The organism is Pseudooceanicola sediminis (assembly GCF_003575965.1).
In the GTDB taxonomy this organism is placed as follows: domain Bacteria; phylum Pseudomonadota; class Alphaproteobacteria; order Rhodobacterales; family Rhodobacteraceae; genus Pseudooceanicola; species Pseudooceanicola sediminis.
Genome location: NZ_QWJJ01000004.1, coordinates 138,584 through 159,404, shown reverse-complemented (window position 1 = coordinate 159,404; position 20,821 = coordinate 138,584). Strand labels below are relative to the sequence as shown.

Sequence of the window (20,821 nt, the reverse complement as noted above, 5' to 3'; positions counted from 1 at the left end):
GGTTCAGGTCTTGTCGATGTCGGGGGCGTCGACGGCCTTCATGCCGACGATGTGATAGCCCGAATCAACGTGCAGGTTTTCGCCCGTGACGCCGGAGCCGAGATCGGACAGCAGGTAGAGCGCGGATTTGCCGACATCGTCGATGGTCACGTTGCGGCGCAGGGGCGAGTTCAGCTCGTTCCATTTCAGGATGTAGCGAAAGTCGCCGATGCCGGAGGCGGCGAGCGTCTTGATCGGGCCGGCGGAGATGGCGTTGACGCGGATGCCGTCCTTGCCGAGGTCTTCGGCGAGGTATTTCACCGAAGCCTCGAGCGCGGCCTTGGCGATGCCCATGACGTTGTAGTGCGGCATCACCTGTTCGGCGCCGTAGTAGGTGAGGGTCAGCATCGAGCCGCCGTTCGGCATCATCTTTTCCGCGCGCTGTGCGACAGCGGTGAAGGAATAGACGGAAATGTCCATCGTCAGGGTGAAGTTGGCGCGGCTGGTGTCGACGTAGCGGCCGCGCAATTCGTTCTTGTCCGAAAAGCCGATGGCGTGGACGATGAAGTCGATCGTGTCCCAATCCGCCTTCAGAGCGTCGAAGGCTGCGTCGATCGAGGCCTCGTTCGACACGTCGCAATCATAGAGCCTGGTCACGCCGAGCTGGTCTGCCAGGGGCACGACACGTTTCTTGAACTGATCGCCCATATAGGTGAAGGCCAGTTCGGCCCCCGCGTCAGCCAGGGCCTTTGCGATGCCCCAGGCGATGGATTTGTCGTTGGCAAGGCCCATAATCAAGCCGCGCTTGCCCGCCATCAGAGTGTTCGCCATGCTGCGCTCTCCGCCCTGTAATTTCCGGTCAAACTCCTTTAGGCGATAGGGGGGGGCGCTTCAAGCCTGCCGAATGCAGCGGGTGGCGGTAAAACGCGGCCCAGGCACAGTTTTCGCGGCGATGCGGTGCAATCGTCCGTGTTTGAGGAAAGGAATGCGGCATGGCCGATCGTGAGGGTATCTTTGCCGGGCAGGACCCGTTTGCCATTGCGGCGGCCTGGTTGGCCGAAGCGCAAGAGAGCGAGCCGAATGATCCGAACGCCATTGCGCTGGCCACCGTCGACGAGACCGGGCTGCCCAATGTACGCATGGTGTTGTTGAAGGAAATATTGGCGGACGGGTTCGTGTTTTATACGAATTACGAAAGTACCAAGGCCCGCGAGCTTGACCTCGGCGGAAAAGCTGCGTTTGTCATGCATTGGAAGAGTTTGCGCCGGCAGATTCGGGTTAGGGGAACAATTTCGCGTCTTGATGGCGTGGAAGCGGACTCCTATTTCGCGTCGCGGTCGTTGAAATCCAGACTGGGGGCTTGGGCGTCGCGGCAATCGCGACCCCTTACCTCACGAGCGGCGCTCATGGCCGAGGTTGCGAAAATTTCCGCAACCAAGGGCATGAACCCGCCCAGACCCCCTTTCTGGGGTGGGTATCGAGTGTCGCCGAGTGAGATCGAGTTCTGGGCAGATGGCGCGTTCCGATTGCATGATCGGTTCCGCTGGACGCTTGATTCAGAGTCGGAGACCTGGACTGTTCAGCGTCTCAACCCCTGAATTACGCCTGTTTTTGCAGGCGTAACCTTGATTTATCTCGGTTTTGAACGCCTATTTATGTGATCCGTACCGCTTGGGAACATTGTGGTGGTGCGGACGCTTGCAGAAAAACGGGGATAGAATTGAATCAATTTGACGATAGTACCCGGACGGTCGATGGCCATGTGAAATGGTTCGACCCGTCTCGGGGATTCGGATTCGTCGTCTCGCAGGAAGGAGGCGGTGATATTCTTTTGCACGCCAACGTCCTGCGGAATTTCGGGCAAAGCTCGATCGCGGACGGCGCGCGGATCGAAATCATCGTGCAAAAGACGCTGCGGGGAGAGCAGGCCATCGAGGTCCTGCATATCGAACCGCCCGAAGGCGCAGGCATGGCGATACTCGAGGATTTCCGCAGTCTCGATCCGGACATGATCCGGTCGGTTCCGATGGAGCCGGCACGGGTGAAATGGTTCGACAAGGTGAAGGGATTCGGCTTTGCCAACGTGTTTGGCCGGTCCGAGGATGTATTCATTCACGTCGAGGTCCTGCGGGCCTCGGGGTTGTCGGACCTGGCGCCGGGCGAAGCGGTGGCCCTGCGCGTGATCGATGGCAAGCGTGGGCGCATGGCGACCGAGATCTGCCCGTGGGAAGCGGCCAACCGGGACGGGGAGGGCGCATCGCAGCCTGTCGAGTGAGCAGGGGCCCGGCGGTTGCCGGGCCTGCCCACTGGCCCATATTGTGGGGTCGGATATCATGGTCACGCGCAGCGGGCGCCGGAAAGATCATCCGGCGCCTGCTGCGCGCGTGCGAAAGATGTGGTCGACCCAAGAGGAACACTGATGATGCGACACCTACCCATCGCCCTTGCCAGTCTCTGTTTCGGATTCGTCGCGCCGATGGCAGCCGTGGCGGCCAGTGCCCAGAGCTGTCGTCAGGACAGTGTCGAACTTCGCGGCGACTGGGGCAGCGCGCGGTTTCGCGTGGAAATCGCGGATGATGCGGCAGAGCGTTCAAAGGGGCTGATGTTTCGCGAGGAAATGTCGAGCGGTGCCGGGATGCTGTTCATCTATGACCGCCCGCAGGTCGCCAGTTTCTGGATGCGGAACACGCTGATCCCGTTGGACATGATCTTCATGAACCCGGCGGGCGAGGTCACGGCGATCCAGCGCATGGCAAAGCCGCAGGACGACACCCCGCTGAGCGGGGGGGCAAACGTGCTGTACGTGCTGGAGATCAACGGCGGGCTGGCCGAACGGATGGGGTTGGATGTGGGCAGCCAGATGCGGCACCCGGCGATTGCGCCTGATCTGGCGGCCTGGCGGTGTGACGCCGACGCGGAGGAGTGAGTGTGCGCGCCGTGTCGGCGGGTCCTCGCATCCGATTGCGGGCGGGCGATCGGGGGGCTGCGGGGCCGTGGCGGCAAGGCCGCGATAAAGTTGCTGTGCAAAACCTGCGCTTTGGGCTTTTCAAACCGTCGCGGCTTCGCTAGAGACGACCTCGGTTCGGGGCGTAGCGCAGCCTGGTAGCGCATCTGTTTTGGGAACAGAGGGTCGGGAGTTCGAATCTCTCCGCCCCGACCATTTTTCAGCCTTGTTGAGACCTGTGACCCCGGTGGATCTTTCGCCGGGTGTTGGCGCGTTTGACAAGTGGTGCGATCACGCGATGTTCAGCAGCTTTGGCTTGCCGCTGCGCCGCGGTGCGGCAATATCGCCGTGACAGCCAGGTTTGCCGCCCAGCCAGCACAGAGCCAGAACGACCCGCGCAGGCCGGGCAGGAGACAATCATGAACAACGACAGGCCCCGCGTGGGCTGGATGGACACGACCCAGACCTATGGGCGGATCAGCCGCGCCCTGCATTGGGGGCTGGCGATGCTGATTCTGTGGCAGTTCCTGGGCATGGCGGTAAAGCTGATCCTGGGGCGGGTGCCGCTGGCGGGGTTCTTTGTCGGATTGCACCAGCCGGTCGGCCTGGCGATTTTCACTCTGGTCGGGCTGCGCGTGCTGTGGGCGCTGCTGAACCGCGGACACCGGCCCGGACACGGGGCGGGGGTGGTCGGGCTGGCCGCGCGCGTCGGTCACCTGGTGCTTTATGCGTTGATGGTGATCGTGCCGCTGCTGGCGTTGCTGCGGGCCTATGGCAACAGCCGCGCCTTTGCGCCCTGGGGGTTCGAGATATTCGCGCCCCGGGCCGAGGAGATCACCTGGATGGTGGGTCTTGGCAATGCCGCGCACGGGGTGCTGGCCTGGGCTTTTCTGGTGCTGATCGCGGGTCATGTGGCGACGGCGCTGGTGCACCAGATCGTGCTGCGGGACGGCACTTTGCGGCGCATGGCACGCTGAACAGGCCGCTGCCGCAGCCATAGGCGATTCTCTGGCTGCGGCGATGGTGGGACATTTCCCTACCATATGTTGTGTCATACGGGTGTTGCACCCAAGGCATATGGTGCCGCCATGTCACAAAAAATGGCACATGCCTGTCCACAAGGCGTTGTGGACAACTTCAGGTAATACCTGAATGCGCGGGCCAAATCGTCTGAAACGCAAGGCTTTTTACGTGTGGAATAATCCACCGGAGAATCGGTGCGATTTACCAGCCGCTGTGAGTATTTCCGTCAACCGCAAAGATTCACTTTTTTCCGTCCAAGTTGTGTTGACCGACGCCGGAAAAATACACCAAATTGTTGCGGCAGGCGGGGTGTCCACTAGATCTAGTGGCCTCGACGGCACAAAGAACAGAGACATAAGAGCATTCGCCGGACCCCCGGCGATGACGGGCCGCGCAACGCAGGCCATGGCTTCTTTGTGCCCGGAAACCGACGGCATTGGTGGGGTGAACCGGACCCGCGCGCAGAAGACCGTGCGCCACGGCTCGGACATTCAGGCGAAAAGCTAATTCGATGAGGCACATCACATGAAGATCGACCGCACGTTCACGACGCAGGGAAAAGATGCCTACGCGGGTATCAATTTCGTCACGACCACGTCCGAGATCCGCAACCCGGACGGGACGGTCGTCTTCAGGCTGGCCGATCTGGAAGTGCCGCAAAGCTGGAGCCAGGTGGCCAGCGATGTGATTGCCCAGAAATATTTCCGCAAGGCCGGCGTGCCGAGCGAGACCAAGCGCGTGCGTGAAAAAGGTGTGCCCGAGTTCCTGTGGCGGTCGGTGCCGGCGCATGACGATGTGACGTTTGGCGGCGAGACTTCCTCCAAGCAGGTGTTCGACCGGCTGGCGGGTGCCTGGACCTACTGGGGCTGGAAGGGCGGCTATTTCACCTCCGAAGCCGACGCACAGGCCTATTTCGACGAAATGCGTTTCATGCTGGCGACCCAGAAGGGCGCGCCGAACAGCCCGCAGTGGTTCAACACCGGGCTGCACTGGGCCTATGGCATCGATGGTCCGGGGCAGGGCCACTACTATGTCGATTACAAGACCGGCAAGCTGACGAAATCGTCCTCGGCCTATGAACATCCGCAACCGCACGCCTGCTTTATCCAGTCGGTCAAGGATGACCTGGTGGGCGACGGCGGCATCATGGACCTGTGGGTGCGTGAGGCGCGGCTGTTCAAATACGGATCGGGCACCGGCACCAACTTTTCCAGCCTGCGGGCCGCGGACGAAAAGCTGTCGGGTGGCGGCAAGTCGAGCGGCCTGATGGGGTTCCTCAAGATCGGTGACCGCGCGGCGGGCGCGATCAAGTCGGGCGGCACGACGCGCCGCGCGGCCAAGATGGTGATCGTCGACGCCGATCACCCGGACGTTCAGGAATACATCAACTGGAAGGTGAAAGAGGAGCAGAAGGTTGCCTCGATCGTCGCCGGTTCGAAAATGCACGAGCAGAAGCTGAACGCGATCTTCGGCGCGATCCGTCAGTGGGACGGCAGCACGGAGGACGCGGTCGACCCGTCCAAGAACCCTTCGCTGAAGGATGCGATCCGCGACAGCAAGAAGACCGCGATCCCCGAGACCTACATCAAGCGCGTGCTGGATTATGCCAGGCAGGGCTATACCAGCATCGAATTCCCGACCTACGACACCGACTGGGACAGCGAGGCCTATGCCAGCGTTTCGGGCCAGAACTCCAACAACTCGGTCCGGGTGACGGATGCGTTTCTGAAGGCCGTCAAGGACGATGCCGACTGGGAGCTGATCCGGCGTACCGATGGCGGCGTGGCCAAGACCATCAAGGCGCGCGACCTGTGGGAAGACATCGGCCATGCGGCCTGGGCCTGTGCCGATCCGGGCATCCAGTACCACGACACCGTCAACGCCTGGCACACCTGCCCCGAAGACGGCGCGATCCGCGGGTCGAACCCTTGTTCGGAATACATGTTCCTGGACGACACGGCGTGCAACCTGGCGTCGATGAACCTGCTGACCTTTCTCAAGGACGGCGCGTTCCAGGTCGACGATTACATGCAGGCGACGCGTCTGTGGACGCTGACGCTGGAAATCAGCGTGACCATGGCACAGTTCCCGTCCAAGGAAATCGCGCAATTGTCGTATGATTTCCGCACCCTGGGTCTGGGCTATGCGAACATCGGCGGGTTGCTGATGAACATGGGCTATTCCTATGACAGCGACGAGGGGCGCGCGCTGTGCGGCGCGCTGAGCGCGATCATGACCGGCGTCGCCTATGCCACCAGTGCCGAAGTGGCCGGAGAGCTGGGCCCGTTTTCGGGCTATGCGCGCAACGCCAAGCACATGCAGCGCGTCATGCGCAATCACCGCAACGCAGCCTATGGCGCGACCGAGGGCTACGAGGGGCTGGCGATCAAGCCGGTGCCGCTGGACCTGACGAATTGCCCCGATCCTGCGCTGACCCAGCTGGCGATGACCGCGTGGGACGAGGCCGTGCGCCTGGGCGAGGCCCATGGGTACCGCAATGCGCAAACCACGGTGATCGCGCCCACAGGCACCATCGGCCTGGTGATGGATTGCGACACGACGGGGATCGAGCCCGACTTTGCCCTGGTCAAGTTCAAGAAGCTGGCAGGCGGCGGCTATTTCAAGATCATCAACCGTTCGGTGCCCGGCGCACTGGAAAAGCTGGGCTATGGGCCGGCGCAGATCGAGGAAATCATCGCCTATGCCGTCGGTCATGCTTCGCTAGGCAATTGCCCCGCGATCAACCATACGTCGCTGATCGGCCACGGTTTCGGCCCGCGCGAGCTGGAAAAGGTCGATGCCGCGCTGCAAGGTGCCTTTGACATCCGGTTCGTGTTCAACCAGTGGACGCTGGGCGAAGAGTTCTGCAAGCAGACCCTGGGCATTCCGGCGGCCAAGCTGAACGACCCCAGCTTTGATTTGCTGCGGCACCTGGGCTTTACCCGCAAGGACATCGAGGCGGCGAACGACCACGTTTGCGGCACGATGACCCTGGAAGGCGCGCCGCATCTGAAGGACGAGCACCTGTCGATCTTTGACTGCGCCAACCCCTGCGGCAAGAAGGGCAAGCGCTATCTGTCGGTCAACAGCCACATCACCATGATGGCGGCGGCGCAATCGTTCATCTCGGGCGCGATCTCCAAGACCATCAACATGCCGAACGATGCCACCATCGAAGACTGCAAGGCGGCGTACGAGTTGAGCTGGTCGCTGGGGATCAAGGCAAACGCGCTGTACCGCGACGGGTCCAAGCTGAGCCAGCCGCTGGCTGCCGCGCTGGTCGAGGACGACGACGAGGCCGCGGAAATGCTGGAGACCGGCACGCCACAGCAGAAGGCGGCCGTCCTGGCGGAAAAGATCATCGAGAAGGTCATCGTCAAGGAGGTTGCCCGCGGCCGCGAGAAGATGCCCGAGCGCCGCAAGGGCTATACCCAGAAGGCCATCGTCGGCGGTCACAAGGTGTATCTGCGCACCGGCGAATATGAAGACGGCAACCTGGGCGAGATCTTCATCGACATGCACAAGGAAGGTGCGGGGTTCCGCGCCATGATGAACAACTTTGCCATCGCCGTTTCGGTGGGCCTGCAGTACGGCGTCCCGCTGGAGGAGTTCGTCGACGCCTTCACCTTCACCAAGTTCGAGCCTGCGGGCATGGTGCAGGGCAACGATTCCATCAAGAACGCGACCTCGATCCTCGACTACATCTTCCGCGAACTGGCGGTCAGCTATCTGGATCGCACCGACCTGGCCCATGTCAAACCGCAGGGCGCGAGCTTTGATGACCTTGGCAAGGGCGTCGAGGAAGGCGTGAACAACGTCAAGGAAATGAGCGAGGCGGCCGCGACCAAGTCGCTGGAGGTGCTGAAGCAGATCAGTTCCACCGGGTATCTGCGCAAGCGGCTGCCGCAGGAGCTGATGGTGCTGAACGGCGGCGGACTGGGCGATGTCGTCAGCCTGGCGCCCCGCAGCAGCGGGGCGGCACAGGCCGCCGTCGCGGTCAGCACGAGCACGATGGCGACCTCGACCACGGCGATCAGCAGCGGGGCCGTCAGCATGGATGCCCGCGTCAAGGCCAAGATGCAGGGCTATGAAGGCGAAGCCTGTGGCGAATGTGGCAACTATACCCTGGTGCGCAACGGGACCTGCATGAAGTGCAACACCTGTGGCGGCACGTCTGGGTGCAGCTGAGCCCGCTGCCGCAGGCCGTGACAGCCAGGTCATCGCGTGGCCCGTTGCCGAAACGGCGGGCCACGCAAAAGAAACCAATAATAAAAACAATACCTTGAGGATACTTTCAGAAATGCAGTTGATAATCGGAACCCAGGCGATCACCCCTGCCGACGTGCGCCAGATCCCCGGCGGGATCGAGGCGGAGCTGGCCGGCGATGCCCTGACGTGTTTTCTGGATGGGGCCGCCAACGGCGCATCGATGGAGCTGCATGGCGGGGCGCTGGATCGTCATGCCGTTGACGTGACAGAGATCCGTATGCACGGCTGCGCCACCAAGGTTACGCTGATGACGACGCATGAAATGGCGCTGAACTGACGGGGCGGGCCGGCAGGTCCCTCGCGCCCGTTTGAAAGCTGTTCGATCCTGACCCGCCGGGGCCTTCGTGCCGTCCGGCGGGTTTTCGTGTTGTGCGGTCGGTCGGTTCGTTGCGTGGTTGCGGAATGTCGAAGGTTTCCCTTTGCGGTTGTTTACAGTCTGTTCTTTGTCCTAAGGTAGATCTCTGACGTCTGTTATAGTTGGTGCCCGCATGGTCCGAGGACTTCGTCTTATTGTCAGTCTCATCGGGTGCCTGGCGGGTCCAGCCACAGTCCATGCCCAGGGGGCCGGCAGTGCCGGGCAGGCGACAGTGCCGTGGTCGCCCTTTGCCGGGCGGTACGAGGCCGCACCGGACGGATCGCTGACCGGGTATTACGCGGACCTGACGCGCCTGATCGGCGAGGCCGCAGGGCTGCGGATCGATTACCGGGAATACGACAGCATTTACGAGGCGCTCCGATCGGTTGGAACGGGCGAGACGGATATGAGGGTCGGTGTGCCGGACCTGCCGGTCCTTGGGGACAGCCTGCTGTCGGATCCGATCGCGGAGGCGGGGGTTTACCTGTTCGTGCGCAACGACCCCGAAGTGACCCTGACGAGCGAAAACATGCGCGGTCAGTCGATCGGGGTCATCACGTCGGTCTTGCGCCCGCCTGCCGCCGTGGCTGGAAGCGGCGCAGACGTGACGATTTTCGAAGACGCCTACGGGGCATTCGGGGCGCTGGTCACCGGGCAGCTGGACGGGGTCGTGACATCGTTCAAGCAGGCGACCGACCTGCTGCGCAGCACCCGGTTGGATTATCGCGTCAAGATATCGGGTGCGGCGCTGGAGCGGCATGAGATCTATGTCGCGGTGGCCCCGGGACGGCCCGATCTTTTGCCGCCGATCAATGCGGCGATTGCACAGCTCAAGGCCGATGGCGACCTGGAGAGGGTGCTGACAAGCTGGAACGTGTTGCGTCCGGCATCTGTGCCGGATGTGCTGAACGTGGGGGTGACGAATTTTCCGCCCTATCAGATTATCACCGATACCGGAGAATTCACCGGCTACGGCGTCGAGGCGCTGCGCGATCTGGCGCAGCGGACCGGTCTGACGCTGAATTTTCGCCAGATCACCACCAACGAATGGGCACGCGGCCCGGCGCAGGGCACCTACGACATGCTGCCGCCGCTGAGCATCACGGACGAAAAGCGCGCGGTGATGGATTTCACCATCCCGATGCAGCAATCGCCGTATTCGATCTTCATGCGGCGCGGCGAGAGCGCGGGGATCTCGGCGTTGCCGGATCTGGTGGGCAAGCGGGTCGGCGTGGCGGCGAACAACTGGGCGCGACAGGTGGCCATGCGCCAGGAGGGCCTGGACCTTGTGATCTTCGAGAACGCCGAGGACATGCTGGCGAGCCTGCTTTCGGGAGAGGTGTCTGCGGTGCTGTATGCGACGCAGACGATGGAGCGCCTGGCCGAGGTGGACGGCAGCAGCGAGCAGATCGAGGCGGTACAGCCGCCCTTTACCCGGACCGAGCGCGCGATCGCCCTGCGTCCTGGCCTGTCGTCGATCCGTGAGAACCTCAACGCGGTGATCCCGGGGTACCTGTCATCGGAGGAATACCAGAACCTGCGCAACCGATGGCTGGCCGCGCCGACGTTCTGGACCGCCAGCCGGATCTGGCTGGCGCAGGTGATCATCGGCACCATCTTCGTGCTGGGCGCCCTGGGGTTTGTCGTGCTGATCCTGCGCGCGCGCCGGGTGGCGGTGATCCACGCGCGCCGCATGGAAAGCCTGTCGAACCGGTTTGGCGCGATCCTGAACACCGCCCGCAGCGGTATCCTGGCGCTGAACAGGGACGGCCGGATCGATACCGCCAATCCGGGTGCAATCCACATGCTGCAACTGCCGAACCAGATCTGGCCGGCGGAATGGCCCGACAACATCAGTTTCCTGGATCCCTATGATCTGTCGCCGCTGGAAGCGTCGAGCGACCCGGTGCGCAGGGCCCTGTCGGGGGCCGTGCTGAAAGGCGAAAAGGCCGTGCTGACCACCGCGGCCGGGGCGGATCCGATTCATGTGCATGTCTCGTCCTCGCCCGTCAACGACCCGTCGCAGCCCGAGCTGTCGTCGGTCATCGTGCTGGAGGATATCACCGATCAGGAAAGCGCCCGGCGCATGGCGGAACGCGCCAGCCGGCTGGATGCGCTTGGCCAGCTGACCGGGGGCGTGGCGCATGATTTCAACAATATCCTGGGGACGATCGAATACGCGACCGAGCTGGCAATGGAGCGGACGGACGATGACGGGCGCAGGTATCTGCGGACCAGCCTGGGGTCGGTGCGGCGCGGTGCGGAACTGACCACGCGGTTGCTGACCTTTGCCAAGCGGCAACCGGGCAAGCGGCGGTCGGTGACGCTGAAGGACGTTTTCGCGGATCTGCGACAACTGGTTGAGCCGGTGCTGGAGCGGTCGGTGACACTGCATTTTGACGAGGTTTCCCCGACCTTGCAGGTCTGCTGCGATCCCAGTCAGCTGGAAAATGCGCTGTTGAACCTGTGCCTGAACAGCCGCGACGCGCTGGTGCAGGATGGGTCGGCAGGGTCGATCCACGTCAGTGCGGTGGTGACGGATGACCTGGGGATCAATGGCCGCCCGCTGGTGGCGATTTCCGTTCAGGATGACGGCCCGGGCATGTCACCGGAGGTGCGTGAACGCGCGACCGACCCGTTTTTCACCACCAAGTCCGCGCGAAAGGGTACGGGGCTGGGCCTGGCCATGGTGTATGGTTTTGCCGATCAGTCCGACGGCTGGATGGATGTTCTGAGCAGATTGGGCGAGGGGTGCCGCATCACGGTATATCTGCCGATGGGCGAACAGATCGAGGATGCGACACCGGGTGCGACGGCATCCACCGTGCACATGGGCAAGGGCGAGACGATCCTGATCGTCGAGGATCAGCCGGACCTGCTGCTGATGCTGTCCGAGGTTCTGAAATCGCTGGGCTACAAGATCGTGTCGGCGCCCTCGGGCAAGGATGCCCTGACCCTGCTGCAAGACGGGGTGACGTTTGATCTGCTGTTGACGGATATCGTGATGCCGGGTGGTGTCGGGGGCTATCAACTGGCCGAACGGATGCGGGCGCTCGGGATCATGCTGCCGATCGTCTACATGTCGGGCTATTCCGGCATCGGCAAGGACAGTTATCATTCGGTGCCCGGTGCGGTCATCGCCAAGCCCTGTTCCCCCGCCGAGTTGTCGGAGGTGCTGAGGCGCGCCCTTGGCTAGGCGCGCCTCGGCTGGTTTCACTTTTCGGGCAGCAGGCCGCGCGGGCTGAACCGCAGCACGACCAGCAGGATGATCCCCATGACAAGCATCCGCATATGCGCGGCCGAATTCAGCAGGTGATCCTTGAGCGGTCCGTCGGCGAAGGGCGAGGCCGCCCAGCCCATGATGTCGGGGCCCCAGTCGCCTGCCTTGACCCAGAGGTACCACACGAGGATCCCCCCCAGCACCGAGCCCCAGTTGCTGCCCGATCCGCCGACGATCACCATGACGAGGATCAGGAACGTATATCGCAGCGGGTTGTAGCTGGCGGGGGTCATCTGACCGTCGAGCGAGATCATCATCGCCCCTGCCAGGCCGATCACCGCAGACCCCAGCACGAAGATTTGCAGGTGGCGGCGTGTGACGTTCTTGCCCATGGCGGCGGCAGAGATTTCATTGTCGCGGATCGCGCGCATCATGCGGCCCCAGGGCGATTTCAGCGCCAGCTCCGTCCCCCAGATGAGCAGGAGAATGACAATCACGAACAGCACGAGGAAGGCCAGCTTGACCGTCAGCGTGGATGCCAGCGTCGGGTCGATGCCCCAGTTTTGGGCCATCTCGACAAAGGTGGCGCTGCTTTGCAGGTCGATCTCGTACGGGACCGGCCAGGGGCGGGGGATGCCGTTGACGTTGAGGACGCCGCGATCCAGCCATTGTTCGTTCTTGAGGATGGCCACGAGGATTTCGGCAATCCCGAGGGTCGCAATCGCGAGGTAATCCGAGCGCAGGCCAAGGGCCGTCTTGCCAACCAGCCAGGCGGCCCCGGCAGCCAGCAGCGCCCCGATGGGCCAGGAGAGCAGCGTCGGCCAGCCAAGGCCGCCGAGGTTGCCCGCAGCCGAGGGGTTGATCGCCTCGATCACTGTCACTGCGGGATCGAAGAGCCAGCGAAAGGCGAAGAAGCCCAGGATCAGGATGGCTGTCACAAGCAGGGCGCGCACCGGCCCGCGCGTGCGTCGGTAGGCCTGAATGGCCAAAAGCACCGCGATTATTGCCACGGCGAAGGCCGTCAGGATGCCGGGGCCGCCGGCGCGGAACGCCCCCGGTGTCGGCGCGGTCGAGATCAGCACGGGCGCCAGTCCGCCGAGCGCGAGGAACCCCATCGCGCCGGCGTTGAACAGCCCCGCATAGCCCCACTGCATGTTGACCCCAAGGGCCATGATCGCCGACAGCAGACCCATGTTGAGGATGCCGAGGGTCGAATTCCAGCCTGACGTCAGCCCCTCGATCACCAGAAGGGCGGCAAGGATGGCAAAGAACAGCGGGCCACGCAGGCTGCTCGACCGGCTGGGTTGATGGGTTCCGCTCATACGATTTTCCCCTTCAGCAGGCCCGTCGGTCTGAAGATCAGCACGAGGATCAGGATCGTGAAACTGACGGCGAATTTATAATCGGTGGAGAGCAGCTGGACGAGGCCGTCCGGCTCCCACGCAGGGACCAGGTAGGTGGCGACCTTTTTCCAGGCGTAGGTCAGGCCGACCTCGGAAAAGGAAATCACGAAACCACCCAGGATCGCACCCACGGGACTGCCGATGCCGCCGACGATGGCCGCGGCAAAGATCGGCAAAAGCAGCTGGAAATAGGTGAACGCCTTGAAGGACTTGTCCAGCCCGTAGAGGGTGCCTGCGATGGTCGCCAGGGCGCCGGTGATGATCCATGTGACGGTGACGACGCGGTTGGGGTCGATGCCGGAGAGCAACGCCAGGTCTTCGTTGTCCGAAAAGGCGCGCATGGATTTGCCGGTGCGCGTGCGATTGAGAAACCAGAACAGCAGCACCATGACGGCGACAGCGGTGATCACGGTGATAACCTGGGTCGAGCGCAGCGTCAGTGGTTCGCTGAGGCCGGTCATGTCGCGCCATTGCCGGGCGCTGATGACGAAACGGACGCCATCGTCGAAGTTGATCTGGTCAACGCCGATCAAAAAGCGGGTCAGGGCGTTCATCACGAACATGACCCCGACCGAAACCATGACAAGGACGACAGGGGCCGCACGCACCTTTCGGTAGAACCGGTAGACCGTCCGGTCGGTGCCGAGCAGCAGGGCCGCCGTGATCACGATGCCGAAGGGCAGGGCCAGCAGGGCCGTCGGAAGCGGGCCGAGGGTGATGCCGAGACTTTGGAACCCCCAGGTGATCAGGATTACGATGCCGGTGCCAAGGGCCATGGTATCGCCATGGGCAAAGTTGGAAAACCGCAGGATCGAATAGACCAGCGTGACCCCGAGCGCCCCGAGCGCGAGCTGCGCGCCATAAGCGGTGGCCGGGATGATGACGTAATTGGTGAGCGCGACAAGCGCGTTGATGACATCCATCTCTCAGCCCCCCAGAAAGGTACGGCGGACCTCCGGATCAGCCAGTAGGGCCTGTCCGGTGTCGGTGTAACGGTTTTCGCCCTGCGCGAGGACATAGCCTTTATCCGCGATTTCAAGAGCTTGTCGGGCGTTCTGTTCAACCATCAGGATCGAGATGCCGGTACGCGCGACCTCGATGATGCGATCGAAAAGCTCGTCCATGACGATGGGGCTTACGCCTGCGGTGGGTTCGTCCAGCATCAGCAGCTTGGGCTGCGTCATCAGCGCGCGGCCCACCGCGACCTGCTGGCGTTGCCCGCCCGAGAGTTCGCCCGCGTTCTGGCGGCGCTTGTCCTTGAGGATGGGGAACAGGTCGAACACCTGCGCCATGGTGGCGCGGTAATCGTCGTGGCGGATGAACGCGCCCATCTCCAGATTTTCCTCGACCGACATGGTGGGAAAGACGTTGTTGACCTGCGGCACAAAGCCCATGCCCATCTTGACCCGGTCCTGCGGGGAAAGGGCGGTGATGTCCTGACCGTCCAGCGTGACCGAGCCTGACCGCAGCGGCAGCATCCCGAAAACCGCCTTCATCGCGGTGGATTTGCCCGCGCCGTTGGGGCCGACGATGACGGCGATCTGGCCCTTTTCAACGCTGAGCGTACAGCCGTGCAGGATGTCGGCCTTGCCATAGCCGCCGGTCATGTCGGCGGCGTTGAGATAGCTCATTGCGCGGCCTCTTTGGTTTTGTTCTTCAGGCCCGTGCCCAGATAGGCTTCGATAACGGCCTCGTTTTCCATGATATGCGCGGCGGAGCCTTCGGCCAGCACGTGCCCCTCGGCCATGACGATGACCGGATCGCAAAGGCGACCGATGAAATCCATGTCGTGTTCGATGACGCAGAAGGTATAGCCCCGTTCGCGGTTCAGGCGCACGATGGCATCGCCGATGGTGTTCAGCAGGGTGCGGTTGACGCCTGCACCGACCTCGTCAAGAAACACGATCTTGGCATCGACCATCATCGTGCGCCCCAGTTCCAGCAGCTTTTTCTGACCGCCCGAAAGGTTTCCGGCTTTTTCGTCGCGCAGGTGCGAAATGGTCAGGAAATCGAGAACCTCGTCGGCTTTTGCAAGCAGGGCGGCTTCCTCGTCGCGGATGCGTTTGCGCCCGATCAGCGTATTCAGCAGGGTTTCACCCGATTGCTGGGAGGGCACCATCATCAGGTTCTCGCGCACGGTGAGGGAGGGAAACTCGTGCGCGACCTGAAAGGTGCGCAGCAGGCCCTTGTGAAACAGCTCATGCGGTTTCAGGCCGGTGATGTCTTCGCCGTCCATCGTGACCCGGCCGGACGTCGGTTCATGCACCCCGGCGATGACGTTGAACAGAGTGGATTTTCCGGCCCCGTTGGGACCGATCAGCCCGGTGATCGAGCCTTTGGCGATCTCAAGGCTGGCACCGTCGACAGCCCGGAACCCGCCGAAGGATTTGACTAGATTTTCGACCCGGATCATGGGGCCCCCCGACTTTATGCGTTACGCTAAGATCGCGCCGCAAAGTTCTGTTATAAATCAAGAATAGCCCGAACGGATTCGGGCTATTCTCAGGGTTAGGGCAGCTTAGCGGTATTTGACCGTTTCGATCTTGCCGTCCTTGATTTCGATTTCGCGGAAGGTGCCTGCCGCCTCGCCGTTGCCGATCATGTTGACGGCGGTCGCGCCTTCGTAGTCGATGGCGGTGCCAGCGGCGATCAGTTCAAGCGCCTTTGCCAGCTCGCCCGGATAGATCTTTTCGCCGGGACCGTTCGCGATCTCGGTGATCTTGTCCTTGTAGACCTTGGGGTCGGAGGACCCGGCAGCCTGCATGGCCAGCAGCATCAGCGCCGCACCGTCATAGGCCGCGCCCGAATAGGCGGAGGAGCCGTCGTAGCCGGCGCTTTCTGCCATCGAGAGGTAGGTCTCCATACCCTGACCCTCGGAATCGGGCAGCTGGCCGAAGGACCCTTCGATCTCGGACCCGAAGTTGTCTTCGAGCGTCTGGCTGACCATGCCATCGGGGAAGATGAAGGTTTCGAACGCGCCGGTATCCAGGGCGCCGCGCAGCACACCCGAGCCGCCCTGGTCAACGTAGCCGACGACCGCCAGCGCGTCGCCACCTGCGGAGGCGAGCGAGCCGACTTCGGCGGAATAGTCACCCTTGCCGTCTTCGTGTGCGGTCGAGATCGTGACAGTGCCGCCCTGCGCCTCGAATGCCTTCTGGAAGCTGTCGGCAAGACCTTTGCCGTAGTCGTTGTTGGTGTAGGTCACGGCGACCGAGCTCAGACCCTTTTCCATGATTTCATCCGCCATGACTTCGCCCTGGCGGGCGTCCGACGGGGCGGTGCGGAAGAACAGGCCGTCATCCTCCATGTCGGAGAGAGCGGGCGAGGTGGCGGAGGGCGAGATCATCACGATGCCGTTCGGCATGGCGACGTTTTGCAGCACGGCGGTGGTTGCACCGGAACACATCGCGCCCATGATGCCCTTGACCCCATCAGACGTGACGAGGGTTTCGGCAGCGGCAGTTGCAGCGGCGGCGTCGACACAGGTCGAATCGCCGCGCACCGGCGTCACGGTGTCGCCGTCCAGCAACTTGCCGGAATCAGAGACCTCCTTGATCGCCATTTCCGCGCCTTGGGCCATTGCGGGGGCCAGCGATTCCAGCGGGCCGGTAAAGCCAAGCAGGACGCCCATCTTGATCTCGTCAGCGTAGGATGCGCCGGCGCACAGACCGATGGCGGCAGAGGCCAGAAGAAGCTTTTTCATATTGATACTCCCATGTTGGAACTTGCGTTCTGGCCGAAGATTAATTTGCGGGCAATCAAAAGGAAAGGTCCGTGTTAGCGCCCGTCAGCTTTGGTTTTCCCGGTGCTTTTCGGGGTCGAAGGGGGTTGGGCCGCGCGCGTGTCCGATCATCGCGCGTCGCCAAAGCGCGTGAAGGAGGCCGCCAGAGAATCGAATGCCGCGCGGACGCGTGGCACCTTTGACAGGTTTTCGTGCATGACGATCCAGGTTTGCAGCAGCGCGACCTCGAAGTCGGGCAGCAGATGGACGAGGCGGTCGTCGCCCGCGCCCAGGGGGACCTGCATGATGGCGATGCCGAGACCCGCCCGCGCCGCGGCGACCTGCGCGGGGTGGCTGTCGATGCGAACGACCATTCGGTCGCGCAGCAGGTCGGCGCCCAGCCTGCCAGCCAGGATCAGCCTTTCGGCAAGGGCAAGGTCGCGGTGATTGCGATCTGGCCCGATGAAATCATGCCGCGCCAGGTCCGACAGGGTCATCGGGGTGCCACGCTGGCCCAGGTAGTCGGGGGCGGCGAACAGGCCCAGGGGGATCGACGCGACCTTTCGCGCGATGAGCGCCTTTTGCGTCGGCGTCACGGTGCGAACGGCAATGTCGACCTCTTGTGCCAAAAGGTCCGCCGGCAGGTTGCTGAGGGACAGTTCGATCTGAAGGTCTGGATGATCATTGCGCAGGGTGCGCAGCATCCGGGGGATCACCTCGACCCCCATCACATCGGGCACGCTGATGCGGACGGTGCCGCTGACGTCGGTGCCGACCGAGGAGCCTTGCCGCACGAACAGGTCGGACGCCATGGCCATCGCCCGGGCCGGTTCACGCAGCGCCAATGCTGTTTCGGTTGGAACAAGGCCATTGACCGAACGGGTGAACAACACGGTGTCGAGTGCGCGTTCCAGTGCGTCGATGCGGCTGCGCACCGTGGGATGCGATACCCCGAGTCTGCGCGCTGCGGCAGACAGGCTGCCATCCTCGAGGACGGCGAGGAAGATACGCTGATCTTCCCAGGAGACAGGTTTGCTCATAAGAATTATGATAGCTGTTGTTGGTATTCTTGCAATTCTTTTTCAGGTGCGGCGGAGGCATTCTGTTCCCGACATCTTGGGTCGACAGAGGAGTTGCGTGATGACTGTGAACAGGACAGCTTTGGTTCTCGGGGCGACGGGCGGCATTGGCGGCAGTATTGCCAGCGCGTTGCTGCGTCAGGGGTGGCGGGTGCGCGGGATGGCACGCACACCGCCGCAGCCCGGCGCCAACGTGCCCGGCCACGTGGAGTGGATCAGGGGCGACGCGATGCGGCGGGATGACGTGGTGCAAGCCGCGCAGGGCGTGTCTGTGATCGTTCACGCGGTGAACCCGCCAGGGTATCGCAACTGGGAACAGCTGGTTCTGCCGATGATCGACAATACGATTGCCGCGGCGCGTGCCGCTGGTCAGGCGCGCATCGTCTTGCCGGGCACGATCTACAATTACGACCCCGCCGTGACCCCCCTGGTCGCTGCCGAATCCCCGCAGACGGCCACCAGCCGCAAGGGCCGCATTCGCGTCGCAATGGAGCAAAGGCTGGAAGAGGCCGCGGGCGACGTGCCGTCGCTGATCCTGCGTGCCGGGGATTTCTTTGGTCCGGGCGCGCGCTCAAGTTGGTTTTCAGACGCGATGGTGTCATCGGGACGCCCCCTGCGACGCATCATCAATCCGGCGCGCGGCGCGGGCCACAGCTGGGCCTACCTGCCCGATCTGGCGCGGGCGTTTGCCCGGGTACTGGAGGAGCCCGCCCGGTTGGGGCCGTTCGAGCGGCTGCAATTCGCTGGACATTGCGACGTGGACGGGGCGCAGATGGTTGCGGCGATACGTCAAGCCGCAGGGCGCCAGCTGCGCGTTTATCCCTTTCCGTGGTGGATGATGCAGATGGCTGCGCCGTTTGGTGGCTTTCCGCGCGAAGCGGCAGAAATCGCACCGTATTGGCGTCATCCCCTGCGATTGGACAATGCGGGATTGGTCGCGCTGATCGGACCGGAACCGCACACGCCCTTGCAGGATGCCGTGCAGGCCGCGCTGCTGGATCTGGATCGCGTGGAGGGGACGGGGGACAGGCTGGCGCGGATTCCGGCGCGCTGAGGCCGGACGTCTTGATCCTGCCCGAGAAAATCTCAGCACGTCGTTCAGAAACTTCTGCTTGTTGGGGGCTGACAGGTTGGCAAGCTGTGGCCAGGCATGTGCGGACAAGGGAATGACACAATGCAGGCTATGGGCGAGAATATCGATATGGGCGCGTTCTGGCGTACCTTGGGAGAGCGGGCCATCGGCGCCACGCTGGTCACGGCGCAGGGGGCAGACGGGCCTACGGGATTTCTGGGATTGTCGGCCGCCCATGTCTGCGCAAGCCCGCCGACGATGCTGGTGTCGATCGATCGCAAGACAAGTGCCCTGGGTGCGGTGCGCGAGAGCGGCCATTTCGCCGTGAATTTCCTGCCCGAAGGAACGGCCGCGCTGGCGAATGCCTTTGGCGGCAAAGGCGAGAAGGTATTCGCGCCCGGCGCGTGGGATACGCTGGAGACGGGCGCACCGTGTTATGCGACGGCCCTGGGGGTGTTCGACTGCGAGGTCGAGCAGATCGTCGAACACGGCGATATCTCGATTGTCATTGGTCGCGTCCGCGCGCTGCGGGCCACCGGGCAGGGTGCGCCGTTGATTTTCTTTCGCGGCAAGTTCCTGTCGGAGTGATCCGGGCGCGCATGGGCCCCGCCGGTATGGCGAGGCCGATCTCATTCGAGGGCGCGGGGCCTTATTCCGCCGCGATGCCGATATCCTTGCGGCAGGCCATCAGCGGCTGAATGTGCTGACCGAAGGCATCGATGCCTTCGACGAAATCATCAAAGGTCATCATGATGCCCTTGACGCCCGGCACGGCGGCGGCTTCGTCCAGCATTCTCGCGACGGTCTGATATGACCCGACAATCGTGCCCATGTTGAAATTCACGGCGCCTTCGGGAAGGTTGATCGCCTTGGCGGTGGAGTTTTCGCCTGCCGTGCTGTCGGCGGCGCCCTGGACCCCCATGTAGGACAAGGCCTCCATGTCGGCACCTTCACGATAACTGTCCCACTTGGCACGGGCCGCTTCGTCGGTTTCGCCCGCGATGATCATGAACAGGACATAGGCGCCGACGTCACGGCCCGAGGTCCTTGCGGCATCGCTGAGGCGGGCCGCAGTCGGGGCGAAGGCAGTGGGCGTATTGATGCCGGAGCCGAGCACAAAGGAATAATCGGCGTAGTTCGAGGAAAATGCCATACCTGTGTCGGATTGACCGGCTGCGACGATTTCGATCGGGCTGGAGGGTTTCGGGGAGAGCTTGCAATCGTCCATCGTGAAATGCTTGCCCTTGAAATCCGAGGTGCCATCGGACCACAGGTCTTTCATCACCTGCACATATTCGCTGGCGTATTCATAGCGATATCCGAAATATTCATCGCCCGGCCAGACGCCCATCTGGGTGTATTCGTTCGGTGCCCAGCCGGTCACGATGTTGATCCCGAAACGGCCCGGCGCGACGCTGTCGATGGTCGAGGCCATCCGCGCAACGATGGCTGGCGGCAGCGTCAGGATCGCGGTCGAGGCGAAGAGCTTGATCTTGCTGGTGACGGCGGCAAGGGCCGACATCAGGGTAAAGCTTTCCAGGTTGTGATCCCAGAATTCGGTCTCGCCGCCAAACCCACGCAATTTCACCATTGAGAGCGCGAAATCCAACCCATAGCCTTCGGCCTTTTGAACGATTTCGCGATTCAAATCAAAAGATGGCATGTATTGTGGCGAGGATTTTGAAATCAGCCAGCCGTTATTGCCAATAGGAATGAAAACACCCATGTCCATGTCGAATCTCCCTCGTTGTTCAGA

Annotated in this window: 17 protein-coding genes and 1 tRNA gene; 10 read left to right on the top strand and 8 right to left on the bottom strand. The window is 62.8% G+C overall.

Going from position 1 to position 20,821, the window contains the following annotated elements; genetic code table 11:
• Positions 1-3: 3 nt before the first annotated feature.
• Entirely contained in the window at positions 4-810 is an 807-nt protein-coding gene (gene fabI / locus DL237_RS05895) for an enoyl-ACP reductase FabI (protein WP_119398110.1), read from the bottom strand.
• Positions 811-971: 161 nt separating this feature from the next.
• Here fabI and pdxH point away from each other — a divergent pair, with 161 nt between their 5' ends.
• From pdxH to DL237_RS05855, 8 genes are all read left to right on the top strand, one after another.
• Entirely contained in the window at positions 972-1,577 is a 606-nt protein-coding gene (gene pdxH, locus DL237_RS05890; RefSeq protein WP_119398109.1) for a pyridoxamine 5'-phosphate oxidase, read from the top strand.
• A gap of 122 nt (positions 1,578-1,699) precedes the next feature.
• Positions 1,700-2,254 (top strand): cold-shock protein, encoded by a 555-nt coding sequence (locus DL237_RS05885; protein ID WP_119398108.1) that lies wholly within the window; start codon positions 1,700-1,702, stop codon positions 2,252-2,254.
• Between the two features lie 144 nt (positions 2,255-2,398).
• Complete coding sequence (locus DL237_RS05880) at positions 2,399-2,905, top strand: DUF192 domain-containing protein (protein WP_321185956.1); 507 nt, start codon at positions 2,399-2,401, stop codon at positions 2,903-2,905.
• A 157-nt stretch (positions 2,906-3,062) separates the two neighbouring features.
• Positions 3,063-3,139 (top strand) — tRNA-Pro (locus DL237_RS05875).
• A 203-nt stretch (positions 3,140-3,342) separates the two neighbouring features.
• Entirely contained in the window at positions 3,343-3,900 is a 558-nt protein-coding gene (locus DL237_RS05870; protein WP_233544883.1) for a cytochrome b, read from the top strand.
• Positions 3,901-4,471: 571 nt separating this feature from the next.
• Positions 4,472-8,134 carry a vitamin B12-dependent ribonucleotide reductase gene (locus DL237_RS05865; RefSeq protein ID WP_119398107.1) on the top strand — a complete coding sequence of 1,221 codons (3,663 nt, stop codon included), beginning with the start codon at positions 4,472-4,474 and terminating at the stop codon, positions 8,132-8,134.
• A 112-nt stretch (positions 8,135-8,246) separates the two neighbouring features.
• On the top strand, positions 8,247-8,492 hold the full coding sequence (locus tag DL237_RS05860; RefSeq protein WP_119398106.1) for a hypothetical protein: 246 nt from the start codon (positions 8,247-8,249) through the stop codon (positions 8,490-8,492).
• Between the two features lie 310 nt (positions 8,493-8,802).
• Positions 8,803-11,766, top strand: a complete 2,964-nt coding sequence (locus DL237_RS05855; protein WP_158585592.1) for a transporter substrate-binding domain-containing protein — start codon at positions 8,803-8,805, stop codon at positions 11,764-11,766.
• Between the two features lie 17 nt (positions 11,767-11,783).
• Here DL237_RS05855 and DL237_RS05850 read toward each other — a convergent pair whose 3' ends face one another.
• From DL237_RS05850 to DL237_RS05825, 6 genes are all read right to left on the bottom strand, one after another.
• Positions 11,784-13,112: a branched-chain amino acid ABC transporter permease gene (locus tag DL237_RS05850; RefSeq protein ID WP_119398104.1), complete on the bottom strand. Its 1,329-nt coding sequence runs from the start codon at positions 13,110-13,112 to the stop codon at positions 11,784-11,786.
• Complete coding sequence (locus DL237_RS05845) at positions 13,109-14,116, bottom strand: branched-chain amino acid ABC transporter permease (RefSeq protein WP_119398103.1); 1,008 nt, start codon at positions 14,114-14,116, stop codon at positions 13,109-13,111. Before DL237_RS05845 ends, DL237_RS05850 begins: the two co-directional genes overlap by 4 nt.
• A gap of 3 nt (positions 14,117-14,119) precedes the next feature.
• Positions 14,120-14,824 carry an ABC transporter ATP-binding protein gene (locus DL237_RS05840; protein WP_119398102.1) on the bottom strand — a complete coding sequence of 235 codons (705 nt, stop codon included), beginning with the start codon at positions 14,822-14,824 and terminating at the stop codon, positions 14,120-14,122.
• Positions 14,821-15,606 carry an ABC transporter ATP-binding protein gene (locus DL237_RS05835; protein ID WP_119398101.1) on the bottom strand — a complete coding sequence of 262 codons (786 nt, stop codon included), beginning with the start codon at positions 15,604-15,606 and terminating at the stop codon, positions 14,821-14,823. Before DL237_RS05835 ends, DL237_RS05840 begins: the two co-directional genes overlap by 4 nt.
• A 105-nt stretch (positions 15,607-15,711) precedes the next feature.
• Positions 15,712-16,896, bottom strand: a complete 1,185-nt coding sequence (locus DL237_RS05830; RefSeq protein WP_119398100.1) for an ABC transporter substrate-binding protein — start codon at positions 16,894-16,896, stop codon at positions 15,712-15,714.
• A 146-nt stretch (positions 16,897-17,042) separates the two neighbouring features.
• Positions 17,043-17,954: a LysR family transcriptional regulator gene (locus DL237_RS05825; RefSeq protein WP_119398099.1), complete on the bottom strand. Its 912-nt coding sequence runs from the start codon at positions 17,952-17,954 to the stop codon at positions 17,043-17,045.
• Positions 17,955-18,054: 100 nt separating this feature from the next.
• Between DL237_RS05825 and DL237_RS05820 the strand changes: the two genes are divergently transcribed.
• A complete protein-coding gene (locus DL237_RS05820) occupies positions 18,055-19,047 on the top strand; it encodes an NAD(P)H-binding protein (RefSeq protein WP_119398098.1) in 993 nt (330 codons plus the stop codon).
• Between the two features lie 120 nt (positions 19,048-19,167).
• Entirely contained in the window at positions 19,168-19,653 is a 486-nt protein-coding gene (locus DL237_RS05815) for a flavin reductase family protein (RefSeq protein WP_119398097.1), read from the top strand.
• Positions 19,654-19,714: 61 nt separating this feature from the next.
• Here the strand turns inward: DL237_RS05815 and rutA are convergent, their stop codons facing one another.
• Complete coding sequence (gene rutA / locus DL237_RS05810; RefSeq protein ID WP_119398096.1) at positions 19,715-20,797, bottom strand: pyrimidine utilization protein A; 1,083 nt, start codon at positions 20,795-20,797, stop codon at positions 19,715-19,717.
• Between the last annotated feature and the right edge of the window lie 24 nt (positions 20,798-20,821).